Source organism: Micromonospora sp. B9E7, from assembly GCF_039871815.1.
Classification (GTDB): domain Bacteria; phylum Actinomycetota; class Actinomycetes; order Mycobacteriales; family Micromonosporaceae; genus Micromonospora.
In genome coordinates this window covers 409,721-425,985 of record NZ_JBDPLX010000001.1, presented here as the reverse complement: position 1 = coordinate 425,985, position 16,265 = coordinate 409,721, and the positions used below count along the sequence as shown (strand labels likewise).

General features: G+C 72.2%; 12 protein-coding genes. 10 read left to right on the top strand and 2 right to left on the bottom strand.

From position 1 onward, the window contains the following. Positions 1 to 80: 80 nt before the first annotated feature. The 3 genes from ABGB10_RS01845 (at position 81) to ABGB10_RS01835 (ending at position 2,865) form a co-directional block, all read left to right on the top strand. Positions 81 to 2,219 (top strand): TOMM precursor leader peptide-binding protein, encoded by a 2,139-nt coding sequence (locus ABGB10_RS01845; RefSeq protein WP_347659051.1) that lies wholly within the window; start codon positions 81 to 83, stop codon positions 2,217 to 2,219. Positions 2,220 to 2,273: 54 nt separating this feature from the next. Next, the gene (locus tag ABGB10_RS01840; RefSeq protein WP_046564715.1) at positions 2,274 to 2,456 is read left to right on the top strand and encodes a hypothetical protein; all 183 of its coding nucleotides are present in this window, start codon (positions 2,274 to 2,276) and stop codon (positions 2,454 to 2,456) included. Between the two features lie 193 nt (positions 2,457 to 2,649). Next, a complete protein-coding gene (locus ABGB10_RS01835) occupies positions 2,650 to 2,865 on the top strand; it encodes a hypothetical protein (RefSeq protein ID WP_347659050.1) in 216 nt (71 codons plus the stop codon). Between the two features lie 9 nt (positions 2,866 to 2,874). Here ABGB10_RS01835 and ABGB10_RS01830 read toward each other — a convergent pair whose 3' ends face one another. Beyond that, positions 2,875 to 3,102, bottom strand: coding sequence for a hypothetical protein (locus ABGB10_RS01830; RefSeq protein ID WP_347659049.1), 228 nt, complete (start codon positions 3,100 to 3,102; stop codon positions 2,875 to 2,877). Positions 3,103 to 3,219: 117 nt separating this feature from the next. Here ABGB10_RS01830 and ABGB10_RS01825 point away from each other — a divergent pair, with 117 nt between their 5' ends. The 7 genes from ABGB10_RS01825 to ABGB10_RS01795 all read left to right on the top strand — a co-directional run bounded on the left by ABGB10_RS01825 (position 3,220) and on the right by ABGB10_RS01795 (position 15,172). After that, positions 3,220 to 5,184: a TOMM precursor leader peptide-binding protein gene (locus ABGB10_RS01825; RefSeq protein WP_347659048.1), complete on the top strand. Its 1,965-nt coding sequence runs from the start codon at positions 3,220 to 3,222 to the stop codon at positions 5,182 to 5,184. Between the two features lie 10 nt (positions 5,185 to 5,194). After that, complete coding sequence (locus ABGB10_RS01820; protein ID WP_347659047.1) at positions 5,195 to 6,787, top strand: nitroreductase family protein; 1,593 nt, start codon at positions 5,195 to 5,197, stop codon at positions 6,785 to 6,787. Between the two features lie 37 nt (positions 6,788 to 6,824). Further along, on the top strand, positions 6,825 to 9,605 hold the full coding sequence (locus ABGB10_RS01815) for a lantibiotic dehydratase (protein ID WP_347659046.1): 2,781 nt from the start codon (positions 6,825 to 6,827) through the stop codon (positions 9,603 to 9,605). Then, positions 9,598 to 10,644: a lantibiotic dehydratase C-terminal domain-containing protein gene (locus tag ABGB10_RS01810; RefSeq protein ID WP_347659045.1), complete on the top strand. Its 1,047-nt coding sequence runs from the start codon at positions 9,598 to 9,600 to the stop codon at positions 10,642 to 10,644. The genes ABGB10_RS01815 and ABGB10_RS01810 overlap by 8 nt, the downstream gene beginning before the upstream one ends. Next, positions 10,641 to 11,900 carry a hypothetical protein gene (locus ABGB10_RS01805; RefSeq protein ID WP_347659044.1) on the top strand — a complete coding sequence of 420 codons (1,260 nt, stop codon included), beginning with the start codon at positions 10,641 to 10,643 and terminating at the stop codon, positions 11,898 to 11,900. The genes ABGB10_RS01810 and ABGB10_RS01805 overlap by 4 nt, the downstream gene beginning before the upstream one ends. Positions 11,901 to 12,168: 268 nt before the next feature. Next, positions 12,169 to 14,235: a cellulose binding domain-containing protein gene (locus tag ABGB10_RS01800; RefSeq protein WP_347659043.1), complete on the top strand. Its 2,067-nt coding sequence runs from the start codon at positions 12,169 to 12,171 to the stop codon at positions 14,233 to 14,235. A gap of 136 nt (positions 14,236 to 14,371) precedes the next feature. Further along, a complete protein-coding gene (locus tag ABGB10_RS01795; protein WP_347659042.1) occupies positions 14,372 to 15,172 on the top strand; it encodes an SAM-dependent methyltransferase in 801 nt (266 codons plus the stop codon). A 637-nt stretch (positions 15,173 to 15,809) separates the two neighbouring features. Here the strand turns inward: ABGB10_RS01795 and ABGB10_RS01790 are convergent. Further along, entirely contained in the window at positions 15,810 to 16,103 is a 294-nt protein-coding gene (locus ABGB10_RS01790; RefSeq protein WP_347659041.1) for a hypothetical protein, read from the bottom strand. Positions 16,104 to 16,265: the final 162 nt, after the last annotated feature.

The following is a 16,265-nucleotide window of genomic DNA, read 5'->3' as shown; positions in this document are numbered from 1 at the left end:
ATTCTGTTGACGAAAGTGTTGACCTTGGGCAGCATGTAGACACTTTCGAGTCGATGGTGAACGTTGGCATAGGAGCCCGGATGAGCCTGCCGCTGGACGGTGCGGAGACCCTGGAAGTGCGACCTAAGCTGCGACACGATGTGGTCTTCCTTGATGCGCCGACCGGCGCGTACCTGCGTGGCCCGGACACCGCCTTCCTGATCAAGGGCAGGTCCGCCTTCCGCTGGCTGACCTCGTTGAGCCCTTACCTCACCGGGGAGCACACTCTCGCGCAGCTCACCGCCACGCTGGATGAGGCGCAGCGACAGACCGTCCTCACCCTGGTCCGTGCGCTGCTGGCCCGTGGCTTCGCGAAGGACGCCGGCGACCGCACCGAGCTGGCCGAGCCGGTGGCCCGACGGTTCGCCGCGCAGATCGAGTTCGTCGACCATTTCGCCGACGACCCCACCGGCCGTTTCCTGCGTTTCCACACCGCCCGGGTGGTGCTGGCCGGTGGGGGAGCGACCCTGTTGGCCGCAGCGATCGGCCTGCTGCGCAACGGGTGTCTCCAGCTCGACCTGCACCCGGACGACGACCCGTCGCGCTACGCGGAGGCGTTGCGGGCCGAGGTGGCGACGCTGCGCGCGGACGGCTTGGCCGCCGAGGTCCGGGTGCACGACGGGCCGGTCGAGCTGACCGGAGCCGACGCGCTGGTGTACTGCACCGACCGCACGGGCCTGCCCCAGCTGGCCGAGCTGGCCCGCATCTGCCACCGGGACGGTCCGCTGCTGGTCCCGGTGCTCACCGACGACGAGCGGGCGGTGGTTGGCCCCACGGTCGAGCCGGGGCGGACGCCCTGCTGGCTCTGCGCGCAGCTCCGGCTCACCGATGCCGCCCCGGCCACCGACGCCGCGGACTTCTGGCGTCACCTTGCCGTCGGCGCCGGCCCCGACGTGCCCGCGCCGCTGCCGGAGGTGACCGCGCGCATGCTCGGCAACGCCGCCGCGTTCGAGCTGTTCCGCGTACTCACCGGCGCGATGGCACCGGACACGGCCGGTGGCGTGCTGCTGCTGGCGACGTCCACCCTGGAGTCCTCACGGGAGCAGGTGCTGCCGCACCCGGCCTGCCCGGTGTGTCGCGACGTGGACGTGCCCGGATCGGCCCGGCCCGGCGGCACGGACGACGAGACGTACCAGCGTGCCCAGGCGTTGGTGTCGCCGAACGCGGGAGTGTTCATCCGGTTCGTGGACGACCCGTTGGAGCAGGCGCCGCTGAAGACCGCCCGGCTGCGGCTGCCTGGCCGGCGCGGGCCCCGTGAGGTGACCGCCTTCGACGTGCACACCGTGATGAGTGCCCGGCTGGCCGCGTACCGGGTGGCGGTGCGCGACCACGCCGCCCGCTGCGCGGACCCGCACGCCGGCGTCCGCGCCACGGCCGAGCAGTTGCGCGGCCGTGGCGAGCATCCGGTGCCGTGGACCGAGCTGGACACCGCGAGCGGGGCGATCCCCGATGACCCGCACCGTGCGATCCGTTGGCTGCCGGCGACCGTGCTGGGCGGCACCGACACGGTGTGGGTGCCCGCCGCGGTCGCGCTGCCCACGTCGGCCGCGAACGGCGAGGGATTCGCCGAACGGACGGTCGCCGGCGCGGCCGCCGCCGACAGCCTCGACGGTGTCATCGACCGGGGCCTGGCCGACGCGCTGGCGTACCACGCGTTGACCGCGGCGATGCGCGGCGTCGGCGGTCTCACCGTGGTCGGTGAGGAGGAGCTGGTGGCCGACGACGACACCGCGTTCGTGGTGAAGGCCGCCCACCGCCTCGGCCGGCAGCTCGCGGTCTTCGCCCTCACCGGCGCCGCCCCGGCGCACGCCGTACTCGCCGTCACCGAGACCCCCGGTGGTCGTGACTGGCGTCTCGCCGGCGGCTTCGACCCGGCCGCCACGCGGCTCGCCGCGGTACGCGACCTGGTCGGCCGGATCCAGGTGCGGCACTTCGAGGCGGCCGACGCCGACCTCGGTGACCCGGTGCTCACGGACTTCGACCCGGCCACCCTCACCGGCGGCGCCGGCAACGCGGGCGCGCCGGTGGGTGGCACCGACCGGGCCGCCGTACTGGCCGCCCTCGGCGAAAGGGGGATCAGCGCGCTGCTCGTCGAGACCACCACCCGCGACGTACGCGCCAGCGGCGCGTTCCGCAGCGGCGTGGTCCTGCTGCGCCACCACGGCCAGGCGGCCGACTGAAACCACCACACCAATGGTCCGAGCGAGGCACGCACCGTGGAAGGAGGTGGAAACATGCCGATCACCCTGAACGACGAGCTCCGCGAGCTGGAGACCGAGACCTTCGAAATCGAGGAGGTGGAGGACGGCGGCGAGGCGCTCGCCGCTACCAGCTCCAGCTGCTCCTGCTCCAGCTGCTGCAGTTGCAGCACATCGAGCTGCTGCAGCACCAGCACCAGCACCTCCAGCTGCGGCTGACCGGGGTGACCGGGGGTTGACCCCCGAACGCTGACGCAATCCAGTCACCCGGTGGGACGTCGCATCCGAACGCACCAACCGCCGCCGGCCGACACCGGCGAGTAGCCCCTGCGTGCCTCCGCTGGCTCCATCGTGGTGGTGCGGACGCAGACCCACCCACGACTGGCGTTGACCGCGGCACAAGGAGAGGCCCGTGACCCAACCCCTGGCATCCGCCGCACTGTCCGAATCGGTCCGTGGCGAGCTGCGCGACCTGCAGACCGAGACGTTCGAGGTCGAGGACATCGCGGATCTGTCCGCCGACCACATGGACATCTGCAGCAGCAGCACCAGCACGTCGAGCTGCTCCAGCTGTAGCACGTCCAGTTGTTGTAGCTGCACCTCGTCGAGTTGCAGCAGCACCAGCTGAGCCTCGACATCAGCCGGCCGCTCCGGACGGCCGGTCAGCGCCGAGGCCCGCGTACGCCCGAGGGGAGGTAGAGGGAATGCCGGATCTGACTGAGGAACTCCGCGCGTTGGAGACCGAGACGTTCGAGATCGAGGACGTCGACGCGATCGACGCGATGGTCATGGACTGGTCCAGCTCCAGCTGTTCCTGCTCCAGCTGCTGCAGTTGCAGCACGTCCAGTTGCTGCAGCAGCAGCACCAGCACCGGATGCGGCGGCGGATAGCCACCGCCGCAGCCGTCCCCGCCGGCGAGCCACGCCGGCGGGGATTCCCGGTCCCGACCCCAGACCGCAGCGACCGCAGACAGGTGAACCGCATGATCGTCGACGTCCGGACCACCTCCACCGGGTGGGACAGCAGCCTCAAGCAGCTCGGCGAGGCGTTCCACGAGCGGCTCCAGGACCGGGCCGACCAGCCGGCCCAGGACGGGCCACCGCCCGCCGGGATCACCGTACGGATCGCCGCCCTCGGCCTCACCGACGCGTACGCCGACACCGGTGCTGGGCTCACCAGCGACGTGGTGCCGATCTGGCTGCACGGCGTGACCGCGCTGGTCGGCCCCCGCTGGACCGGGACCACCGCACCGGGAGCGCTGCCGGGCCCGTGTCCGCTCTGCGTGCAGCGTCGCTGGCAGGCCATCCGGCTTCGGGAGGAGCGGCACGCTCTGGAGCACGACGCTCCGGTCGGGGTGGTGGCGCCCCTGCCGCACCTGACCCCGTTCGCCGTCGACGCGCTCTGGCACCTGTTCCGGCAGGCCTGCCGGACCCGCGCCGACCGCCCCGGCGTCGCGCGGCTGCACCAACTGCGGATGGACACCCTGGAGACGACCCTGGTGGAGGTGCTGGCCGACTCGGAGTGCCCGGCCTGCGCCACCACTGCGCCGGACACCGCCGAGGCGGCCGTGCCCGCGCTGACCCGTCGGCCGAAGCCCGACCTGACGTCGTACCGGCTGCGGAATGCCGACGAGTTGGACCTGCCGGTCGGGGCGTTGGCCAACCCCGTCGTCGGCGCGCTGGGCGGCAACGCGTTGCGGGCGTACAACGCCACCGCCACCGCCCCGGTCACCGGCTACTTCCGGGTCCGCAGCCGCTACGACCTGCACGAGATGTGGTGGAGCGGGCACGCCAACAGCTACGGCGGCAGTGAGACGTACGCGCTGCTGGAGGGCCTGGAGCGGTACGCCGGTCAGTTCCCGCGGACCAGGCGCACCGAGGTGTTCGACAGCTATGCCAACCTCGCCCCGGCGGCGCTCGACCCGTCCGGTCTGGGCTACCACCCGGCGTTCTACCAGGGGCACGGGCTCTACTACGCCCCGTACTCCCCGGACGAGCCGATGCACTGGGTGTGGGGGTGGTCGCTGCGCGACGAGCAGCCCCGTCTCGTCCCCGAGCAACTCGTCTACTACCTGGACCGCCGCACCGACCAGCGCAAGTTCGTCCAGGAGTGCTCCAACGGCTGCGCCAGCGGCAGCTGCCCGGAGGAGGCGTTGCTGCACGGCATGCTCGAACTGGTCGAGCGGGACGCGTTCCTGCTCGCCTGGTACGGCAGAGCGCGGCTGGCCGAGATCGACCCGGCGACGTGCCGCGACGAGCGGGTGCACTTCATGCTCGACCGGGTCGACCTGCTCGGCTACGACGTCCGACTCTTCGACACCCGCGCGGACCTGCCGATCCCGGTCGTCACGGCGGTGGCAGTCAAGCGCGGCGACGGGCTCGGGCAGCTCTGCTTCGCCGCCGGGGCCAGCCTCGACCCGGACGACGCGGTCCGCGCGGCGCTCTGCGAAACCGCCTCATACGTGCCCGGTTTCGACGAGCGGGTCGCCGCCAGCGAACCCGAGCTGCGGGAGATGATCCGCGACTACACCCGGGTCACCGAGCTGAGCCACCACGCCCTGCTCTACGGCCTGCCGGAGATGGCGCGGCACGCGGCGTTCCTCTTCGACGACCCGCCGCTGCGGTCCATGTCCGAGCTGTACGGCGACTGGCTCGCCACCCGGCCCGAGCACGACGACCTGCGCGCCGACATGTCGTACCTCGCCGGCCTGATCGCCGGCCTCGGCGGCGACGTCGTCGCCGTCGACCAGACCTGCCCCGAGCAGCAGGTCGCCGGGGTGCACACGATGGCCGTGCTGGCGCCGGCCCTGGTCCCGATCGACTTCGGCTGGCAGCGGCAACGGGTGCTCTTCAGTGAGCGCCTGGACCGGTATGTGGCCCGTGGGCGGCACGGACCGGACGGGCTGGGCGCCACCGGTCGCAACCCCCACCCGCACCCCTTCCCGTAGGAGCAGCGCCATGCAGCAGGAGGCCATCGAGGTCGTCCGGGAGTACACCGAGGCGGTGTTCCGGCGGGCCCGCACGCCCATGGAACCGCTCAACTACGACGTGGACTGGGCCGACCAGCCGTCGCGGCACAAGAGCTACCCCCACGCGCCCCGGCTGCCGCTGCCCGCCGGGCTGCCCGAGCTGGCCACCCTGCGCGACCTGCACACCGGGCAGCACCTGCCGCCGGCCGCCGGCTGGTCGCTGGCCCGACTGGCCGCCCTGCTGCGTCTGTCGTACGGGGTGCTGGACCGGCGGTTGACGGTCAACTGGAACCAGGACGTCGCCAAGCGGGCGCACTTCGAGCACGCGGTGTGGGGGCGCGGCACCGCGTCCGGCGGTGGCATGTACCCGGTGGAGGTGTACCTGGTGGCGGGGGCCGGTGGGCCGCTGCTGCCGGGCGTCTACCACTACCACACCGGTGCGCACGTGCTGGAGCGGCTGCTGGTCGGCGACGTCACCGGCACCGTCCGCGCCGCCCTCGGTGGCGACGCGGCCCCCGGCGACAGCTACCTGCTGGCCGGCATCCGGTTCTGGAAGAACTCGTTCAAGTACAACAGCTTCTGCTACCACGTGGTCACCCAGGATCTTGGCGCGCTGCTCGGCTCGTGGGACCTGCTGGCGCCCGCGCTGGGCGTACCCCTGCGGCGGTCGCTCTGCTTCGACCCGGCACCCCTGGACCGCCTGCTCGACCTGGACGGCGACGCGGAGAGCGTCTTCGCGGTCGTACCCCTGAACGTCGGTGGTCCGGCGGGACCGCCGGTGGACGCGGACGTCCATGTCCGCTATGCCCCCTTCGAGCGGTCCCGGCGGGTCCGGGACTTCGCGGCGGTCACCGCCGTGCACCGCGCGGCAGCGGCCCCCGCCGCACCCGCCCCGGACACCGTCGACAGCGCCGCGCCCCGGGACCTGCCCGGTGAGCCGGTCGCGCTGCCCGCCGCGCAGCTCGACCGACTCGCGCGTCCACTGTCGACGGTGCTGTCCGGCCGGTCCAGCAGTTTCGGCCGGTTCCGCCGCCCGCCCGACCTGACCGCCGCCGAACTCGGCACCACCCTCGCGTTCGCCGCCGCTGGCCGCCGCTACCCGGCGGACGTCAAACGACCCGACGGCGGGCCCGAGCTGACCCGGCTGTGGGTCTTCGCCAACCACGTCGACGGCCTGCCAGGCGGCAGCTACGCCTACTGCGAGCGCCGACACGCCCTGCTGCCGGCCGGTCCCGAACCCGACGGCGGGATGGCCGCCTTCCTGCAACAGCAGTACTTCCTCACCAACTACACGATGGGGCAGGTCGGCGCGGTGCTGGCCATCTCCGGGCGCCCTGACGCGGCCCTCGACGTTTTCGGGCCGCGCGGTTACCGGATCCTCAACGCCGAGGTCGGCACCGTCGCCCAGCGGGCCTACTGCGCGGCCACCGCCCAGGACCTCGGCTGCGGAGCGGTCCTCGGCTTCGACAACCTCGCCATGAACACCGCCCTCGGGTTGGACGGCACTGACGAACGCACCGTGCTCTTCCTGCTGCTCGGGCGGCACCCGCAGGCCACCGCCGATGTGGCGTACCGGCTGTGACGGCCCGACCCGCGCCGACCCGACGAAGGAGAAACCCGTGACGGTGTCCCTGCCCGCACGACCGGCGACCCCGATCTCCTGGCGGATGCCCGGGGTGTTCATGCTGCGCACCGCCGGACTACCGATCGAGGTCGCCGACCGGCTCGCCTTCGACCGCAGCGCCGACTGGGCCCGCCGGGTGCTCGACCTGGAGGACCGGCTGCGCGCCACCGGACGGGACCTGGCCGACGCGTTGCAGGCTGCGGTCGGTCGGAACCTGACCGATGACGGGCTGCGGCGGCGGCTCATCCGGCTCCGCCGGGACGTGTTCAACCTCCGCGTGCCCCGCCCGGCCGACCCCACCGACTGGCCCGCCGAGGCGTTGGGCACGGACACCCATCGCGACTTGACCCGCTGGCTGGACACCTTCGCGGCGTACCGCGAGGAGTTGGCCGCCGGCCCGGCGGTGCTCGACGACGAGCTGGACAGCCGGCGGGCCGTGCTGCGTGCCCTCGCCGACGATCCGGACCTGCGCGGCGGCATCCTGCTCGCCTCCCCCTCCCTGGACCGCTACCTCGCCGGCTACGTCACGGGCACCGGGCCGCTGGGCAAGCGGGCCCGCCGCATCGAGCGGTCCCTGCTGGAGTACGCCTACCGCACCGCCGCCAAGACCAGCCCGTTCAGCCGGCTGACCACGGTGAACGTCGGCACCTTCGACACCGGCACCGGCGAGCTGCTGCACGTCGTGCCGAGCACCGACGGCATCGTCGCGGCGGCGCGCGGCAGCGCCCGGCTCAACCTTGCCGCGCTGGGCCGACTGTCGGCCATCGTGCTCGCCGACGAGACGCTGCGCGCCGACCTGCCGGTGACCCTCACCACCGGGTGGCGCATCGCCCACGGCCGGCTGCGGTACCTGCGCCGCCGCCGTACCAGCTCGGAGGACGGCGATGCCGCGATCACCCTGGAGTCGATCCACGAGTCGCTGTTCGTGCTCCCCACCGGCCGGGTGCTGCACGACATCCTGGCCGCCCTCGACGGCGATCGGGTACGGCGGATGGCCGACCTGGTCACCGAGCTGACCACCGACGGACGGCCCGCCGACGAGATCGCCCAGTACCTGCACCACCTGCTGCGCGTCGGCCTGCTCGTGGTGCCGAACCTGCAACTGGACATCCACGCCGACGACCCCGTGGACGGTTACCGCGGCGCGCTGCGGCAGATCGACAGGGACTGGTCCCACCGCCTCGCCGAGCGGGTGGCCAGGGCCAACCGGCTGGCCACCGCGTTTCCGGAGCAGGACGTGCCGGGCCGCCGCCGCGCGCTGGACGGGATCCGCGACGAGCTGGTCGCCGCGCACGCTGACCTCGGACGCGCCGACATTCCAGCCCCCCGCACCCTGGTCTACGAGGACGCCACCCGGCACACCGACGCCCCGGTCACCGCCGACCGGATCCGCTGGGAGCGGGAGATCCTGCCCGGCCTGCGGGCGCTCGCCCGGATCATGCCGGTGTTCGACATCAACCTGCCCCGCAGGCTGGCCACCAAGGGCTTCTTCCGGGCCCGGTACGGCGACGGTGGGCGCTGCGACGACCTGCTCACCTTCGCCCACGAGTTCCAGCAGGACTTCTTCGAGCACTACAGCGGCCGGATGATGCGCCGTCGCGCATTCGACGAGGACAACCGCTACGTCCGGCAGGAAAACTGGTTCCGGCAGGACGAAATCACGGCGCTGGACGACGCCCGCCTGGAGGTGGCCCGGCGGATGAACGAGGCGTACGACCGGCTGCCCGCCGGCGCCGAGGAATTGACCCTCGACGACGCCTTCATGGCCGACGTCGCCGCCATGGTGCCCGAGACGCTCGGCACGCTCGACCCCCGGTCGTTCTTCCTCCAGCTCGCCGACCAGGGCGACCGGCACCGGGTGGTGGTCAACCGGGTGTACTCCGGCATGACGCTGCTCTTCTCCCGCTTCGCGCACCTCTTCGCCGACCAGGACCTCGCCGGGACGCTGCGCGCCGAACTCCTGCGCCTCCAGCCGCCCGGCGCGGTCCTCGCCGAACTCAAGGGCGGCTACGACGCCACCAACCTCAACCTGCACCCCGTCGTCACCCCGTACGAGCTGGTCTGCCCGGGGGAGGTTAGCCACCGGCCGGCGGCCGAGCAGATCGACATGGACGACCTCAGCGTCGAACACGACCCGGTCACCGACCGGCTGCTGCTGCGCTCGCGGCGCCTCGACGCCGAGGTCATCCCGGTCTACCTCGGCTTCCTGCTGCCGATGGCGCTGCCGGAGGTGCAGCAGGTGCTGCTCACCTTCGCCTACCTGGGCATGGCCCAGCCGGACCTGTGGGCCGGCACGACCGTGCCGCTGCCCGGCCGGGGCATCGCCGGGTACCCGCGCATCGTGCACGGCGACCTGGTGCTGCAACGGCGGATGTGGAAGCTGCACCCGGACCACCTGCCGACCCGTACACCGGAGCAGAGCGACGCGCAGTGGTTCCTGGTGTGGCAGCGGTGGCGGCGCGACAACGGGCTGCCGCGGCGCGTCTTCGCCACCCCGGAGGGCACCCGGCTCGCCCCGGCGTCCACCGACGACGGCGGTCAGGCCGCCGCGCAGCCCGCGACGCGGCCGGACCACAAGCCCCTCTACGTGGACTTTGACAGCCACTTCTCGCTGCACCTGCTGGACGCGACGGCGCGCGGCGCGGGCGGTCGACTGGTGTTGACCGAGATGCTGCCGGGCCGCGACGAGCAGATGGTGCGCGGTGACGCCGGCACCTACGTGACCGAGCTGACCGTCGAACTCAACGGCGTTCGAGACGGAGTGAACGATGACTGACCACCCCTCGCCGGTCGACCACGGCTGGCTCAGCGTGCACGTCTTCTACGCCAGCAACGCCAACCCGATGCTGGTCGAGGGCGTCCGGCCGCTGGTCGACGAGCTGCGGGCCGATGGGCTCATCAGCCGGTACTTCTTCATCAAGTACTGGATGGAGGGGCCGCACGTACGCCTGCGGGTGCTGCCCGCCCCCGGCGTCGACCCGGCGGTGGTCCGCGCCCGGGTCGACGCGGCCATCGGGGCGTTCCTGCGTCGCCGGCCAGCTCTGTACGAGGTGGACAGCGCGGGCCTCGGTGACCTGTACAAGCAGATGTTCCTCGCCGAGTACGGCCGGCAGCGCTGGGACGAGGAGTACGGCCCGGACGGCGTGATGCCCATGCGGGCCAACAACAGCCACCACCACATCCCGTACGAGCGGGAGTACGGCCGCTACGGCGGCCCCGCCGGGGTCGAGCTGGCCGAGTGGCACTTCGAGCACTCCAGTGACGTGGTGCTCGACCTGCTGGGCACCACGAACGTGCACGTCCGCCCGGTGCTGCTCGGCCTCTCCGCCCAGCTGACGATGATGATGTGCGCCGTCTTCCTCGACGACGACCAGCACATCGCCGGATTCCTCGACGAGTACCGGACGTTCTGGGAGGTCTCCTACTCGGAGCCGAGCGACGACTACCACGCCAGCTTCGACACCAGCTACCGGCGGATGGACGTCGCGCTGCGTGGCCGGCTCGCCGACATCCGCGCCGGGGCCCGGGACCGGTCGGCCACGCGCCTCGGCGGCGTGGAGGGCCGCTGGCTGGCGCACTGCGCCGCGCTGCGGGAGCGGGTGGTGACCCTCGCCCAGGGCGGCGAGTTGCTGTTCCAACGCGGCGGCGCAGACCCGACGCCGATCACGGACCTCGACGCCGCGCTGCCCATCCTGCTCAGCTCGTACGTGCACATGACCAACAACCGGCTCGGGGTGAGCATCCTGGACGAGATCTACCTGTCGTACCTGATGCGCGCCGCGCTGCTCGACGACGCGCCGGCCGGCGCGCGATGACCACCGTCGACGCGACCTGGACGCGCCCCCGACTGCGCGCCGGGGTGGCGCTCGGCCCCGGCCAGTGGCGTGGTGAGAAGCTCGTGCACCACGTCCGGGACGCCGAGACCGGCTGGTTCTACCGGGTCGGCCCTCGGGAGCACTTCCTGCTCTCCCGGATGGACGGCACCCGCACCGTCGACGACATCGCCGCCGAGTACGCCGCGACGTACCAGCGTCGGCTCGGGCCGGAGAACTGGCAGCAGCTCTTCGGCATGCTGCACCGCCGGCAACTGCTCGACGGCGCCACCGACCCGCAGGAGATCGCCCGGCTGACCGCGTCCGCCGCCGAGGGCGCCGCGAAGGCCCGGCGTGGACCGCTGTCGGCCCGCTGGCCGCTGTTCGACCCGGATCGCCTCTTCACCCTGCTGCTGCCCCGGCTCGGGCCGCTGTTCAGCTGGTGGTTCGTGCTGCCCGCCCTGCTGGCCGTGCTCGCCGTGACCGGTTTCGTGGTGGCGCAGCTGCCGGACCTGCTGGCCGGGGTCGGCGGCGGACACCGTCCGCTCGCCGCGATCGTGGCCGCCGTGGTGATCACCTGGCTGATCGTCTTCCTGCACGAATGCGCGCACGGACTGACCTGCCGGCACTTCGGCGGGCGGGTCAGCGAGATCGGGGTGATGTGGCGGTTCCCGCTGCTGGCGCCGTACTGCAAGGTCGACGACATCGTGCTGTTCACCCCCCGGCGGCGGGTCGCCATCGCGTTCGCCGGCGTGTTCGTCAGCATGCTGGCGCTGGTGCCGTTCGCCGCGATCCGGGCCTGGGCCGCTCCCGGCGCGCTGCGCGACCTCGCCGGGACCATGCTGCTGTTCGGCAGCGCGACCGCCGCGCTCAACCTGGTGCCGTTCCTGCGGCTGGACGGCTACCACATGCTCAGCCACGCCCTCAACCTCGCCGACCTGCGGACCGACACGTACCGGTTCTGGGGTCAGCTGCTGCGCGGCGGCACCCGTTCGACCGCCGGCTACCGCCGTCGGGAACGGCTGATCTACACCGGGTACGGAGTCGCGTCGGCGGCCTTCGCGGTGACCCTGCTGACCCTGCTGATCCGATTCTGGTACGACTCGTTGGCCCGCTGGGTCGGGCCCGGCTGGGCGGTCACCGTGCTGGTCGCCGAGGCCGTGGTGTTGCTGGCGCTCGCCGGTCACCTGGCCCGCCGCAGACGTGCCGCAGCCGAAGACGGCTCAGGGCTGCCAACCGCGAACGGTCCGCAACCCTGAGTCGATCCGCGTCAGGTGCCCGCCAGGCGGTTCAGCTGGCCCCCTTGAGATCGTCCAGTGCGCCATGACATTCTTGGCCGTCGATTGCATGCCGCACGCGCGAGGCTGACGCCGTCCACTGGGCAGCCGGGATCCGAGCACGGATTTCGGGGGACGGGGCACGAGCGACGGGACGCCGGGGCCCGTCCGTCCACGAGTCCGCCTGCCAGCGCGCCGCACCCTGCCGGCTGGGCGACCCACCGTCGTTCACCGCGAAGGACATCTCGCCATGCACATTCCGAAAAGCCGCGCGACACTGCTGGCGAGCCTGCTGCTCGCCGCGACCGCGCTCTCCGGCGTCAACCCGCCGACCGCCACCGCGGCACCCGAACCGGACGCGGTCGCCGTCACCGTCAACGCCCGGGCGGGACTGGCCACCGTGCCGGGCACCGCGTTGGGCGTCAACCACGCCATCTGGGACCAGAACCTCGGCACCGCCGAAACGTCGGACCTGCTGCGCGACGCCGGCGTGCAGATGATGCGCTACCCCGGCGGCTCGTACGCCGACATCTACCACTGGAGGGACCACACCGCCCCCGGCGGGTACGTCGCGCCGAACACCGACTTCGACACCTTCATGGCCGGGGTCCGCCGGGCCGGCGCACAGCCGATGATCATCGCGAACTACGGCACCGGCACGCCCGCCGAGGCCGCAGACTGGGTGCGGTACGCCAACGTGACCAAGGGCTACGGCGCGCGGTACTGGACCGTCGGCAACGAGAACTACGGCAACGGCCACTACGGGTCCGCGTGGGAGGCGGACGACCACCCGGACAAGAGCGCGACACAGTACGCGAGGCTGGTCGTCGAGTACGCCGACGCGATGAAGGCGGTCGACCCGAGCATCAAGGTCGGGGCGGTGCTGACGATGCCCGGCAACTGGCCGGACGGGATCACCGCCGGCAGCGACCCGGGCCCGTGGAACCAGACTGTGCTCTCCATCGCCGGCCCGAAGATCGACTTCGTGGACGTGCACTGGTACCCGGGCGGCACCGCGGCCGAGTCGCTGGCCCGCGTCAACCACCTGCCCGACGCCACCTACCTGCTGCGGCAGCAACTCGCCCGGTTCGCCGGGGCGAACGCCGACCGCATCGGCATCAGCTTCACCGAGCTGAACGTCGACGCAGGCCGGAACACCCAGCCGGCGGCACTCTTCCTGGCCGACGTCTACAGCGGCCTGCTGGAGAGCGGCGTCTTCACCGCCCACTGGTGGAACGTGCACAACGGCATGGGCACCGTGACGCAGGTGGCCGGCCAGACCGACTACGGCGACTTCGGCATGCTCTCCAGTGGTGCCTGCACCGAGGACGGCTCGGTCTGCCAACCGCCGCTGAACACACCGTTCGCGCCGTACCACGGGCTGACCATGATGAAGCTCTTCGCGAAGACCGGCGACCAGTTCGTTCGCGCCGGCACCGACGAGCCCCTGGTCACCGCCCACGCCGTCCGCCGGGGCAACGGTGAGCTGGCCGTGCTGCTGGTGAACAAGGACCCGGACAACGCCCACCCGGTCACCATCGACTACGCCGGGTTCACCCCGTCGACCGTCGCGCCGACGGTGTCCACCCTCACCAACGGTGCCACCGGCATCGCCACCAGTCAGTCCGGCTCGGCGACCAGCCGGACGCTGCCGGCGTACTCGTTGACCACGCTCGTTTTGCGCCCGGCCGACGCGACCGGCGGACGGCCGACGGCACCGGGCCAGCCCACCGCGAGCGGCGTCACCGACCGCGCCGCGACGATCACCTGGCCGGCGGCCACCCCGGGCGGCAGCCCGATCGCCAAGTACGAGGTGCACCGGCAGAACGGCACGGTCAGCGAGCAGTTCGGCGAGACGACGTCCACCTCGTTCACTGTCGACAACCTCGTGCCAGGCAGCAGGTACACCGTCAACGTGCTGGCCCGTGACACCGCCGGACGGGTCTCCTGGGCCTCACCGCCGCTCACCTTCGCCACCGGCAGCCCGGCCGCCAGCGCGTGCACCGTCCGCTTCACCACCAACAACGACTGGGGCAACGGTTACATCGGTGGCGTCGAGATCATCAACAACCAGACCAGCCCGATCGACGGCTGGACACTCACCTGGACCTGGCCCACCGGCTGGCAGCAGGTGAGCAGCGGGTGGAGCGCCACCTGGGAGCAGGTGGGCACCGCCGTGCGGGTCACGCCCACCGACGACAACCGGCGAATCGCCGCCGGCGGCAGCGTGAGCGCCGGCTTCGTCGGGGGGTACAGCGGGCCGAACGTGCTCCCCACGGCGTTCACCCTCAACGGCACGGTCTGCGCCACCGACTGACACCAGCTCCGGCTGGCCCGATCGTGCGGGCCAGCCGGAGCCTCGGGCCAGACGGCGGTTCGGCCGGCCCACGGGGGCGGAATCCCTCCACCGTGGACGTTATGCTGCGGGACCGGACAGGGAGAGGTGGTCGATCATGACGCAGTCGCAGCCCGAGGTGGCCCTGCAGCCGGACAAGCCGAACGCGGCGCGGATGTTCGACTACTACCTCGGCGGCAAGGACAACTTCGCCGCCGACCGGGCTGCCGCCGAGATGGTGTTGCAGGTGGCGCCGTGGATGCCCGAGGCCGCCCGGCAGGGCCGCGAGCTGATCGCCCGGACGGTCCAGCACCTTGTGCGGGAGCGGGGCATCCGGCAGATCCTCGACCTCGGGTCCGGGCTGCCGACCCGGGACAACGTCCACCAGATCGCGCACCGCATCGACCCGGACGTGCGGGTCGTCTACGTCGACAACGATCCGGTGGTCTGCGCGCACGGCCGCGCCCTGCTCGCCGGCTCGCCGTCGGTGTCGGTGGTGCAGGCCGACCTGCGGGACCCCGAGCAGGTGCTCGGCCACCCGGACATCAGCGCCGCGATCGACCTCGGCAGCCCGGTCGCGGTGCTGATGATGTTCGTGCTGCACCTGGTGCCCGACGAACAGGATCCGCAGCGGATCGTCGCCACCTACCGCGACGCGCTCGCCCCCGGCAGCTACCTGGCGCTGTCGCACGCCAGCACCGACACGCACCCCGACCTGATGGCCCGGATCTCCGCGATCTACGCGCGGGCGAACAGCCCCTTCGTGCCGCGTGGCCACGCCGACATCTCCGGGTTCTTCGGCGACTTCGTCCTGGAGCCGCCTGGGCTGGTCAACATGTGGCCGTACGCCGAGCCGCCGGCCACCGAGGACCCGCAGGTCGCCCGCACCGGCTACAGCGGCGTCGCCCGCAAGCCGTAGAGCCGCCGCCAGGACCCCAGTCCGGTCCGGGAGGGCGACACCACTGTTCGAGACGCTATGGAGCTGATGTCGTAAACGATTCATCCTCTCGTCCCGCCCGCGTGAATCGTTTACGACATCAGCTCGACAGGCGCCCACCCCCACTGCCGGCCCTCAGGGCCGCCCGGTGGTCACGGCAATCGCGTCGAGCCGTCGGCCGGGGCCGCGCGACGGTGCGGGGTCGCAATCTTCGGTACGGTCGCCCTCGTGTACGTCGTGAACGTGGTCACCAGGTTCGGTGCCGGTGACCGACGTGAGCGCAGGTGGGTCCTGCCGCTGGAGGTGATCGAACCGTTGAGATCGCATGTCCGGATGACCAGCGAGGGTTGGATCGTCGACGAGTGGCCGGTCACCCACGCGATCGCGGCCATCGTTCAGCGGTGGGTCAGGTCGGCGGGTGGGGCGCTCGGGTTTAGCTCCGCGAGGTTGGCAACGGCCTCGGCCTGGAGTGTCGCCAGGTGGACGAGCAGCGCCGGCCGGTCAAGGCGGTACTCGCCGAGGAGGCGAAGCTTCGCCGGCGAACAGGGCCAGGCGATGCCGCACGTACCGCAGCGCCAGGTCGGGCGCACGGGCCGGTGGCCGGGAGAGTGACGGGGCATCAGCCGACCCGCACCGGGGCTCGCCGGACCGGACGCCGGGCGGTGGGCCGGCTCGGCGGGGAGGTGAGCCACTGTGCGCCCGCGGGCATCAGGTACAGCGCGCGGCGCGCGATCGCGTCGCCGTTCGGGCCGAGCTGGTAGGCGTCGATCCACAACCAACCGTGGTACGTGTGCCGGTCGGTGAGGGCGCGGATCACGCGGACTGTGATGGGCCGAGCGAACTGTGGGCTCGCCGCGCGGGTCAGGCACAACAGGTCACCGGACTGCACCTGCCGCGGCTGGTCGATGCTCATGATGCTCCCCTGGCTGACGTTGGGAGGGGCCGCCCCGTGAGTGCTCGCCCAAGGGGCGGCCCCGCTACGAACGCGTCCGCCGGGTCTCGGGTCCTCCACCGGCCGCGCCGCTGGTTCCACCCTGGATGCTGGACCCCTAGGATCGGAATGGTTACCGCTCGA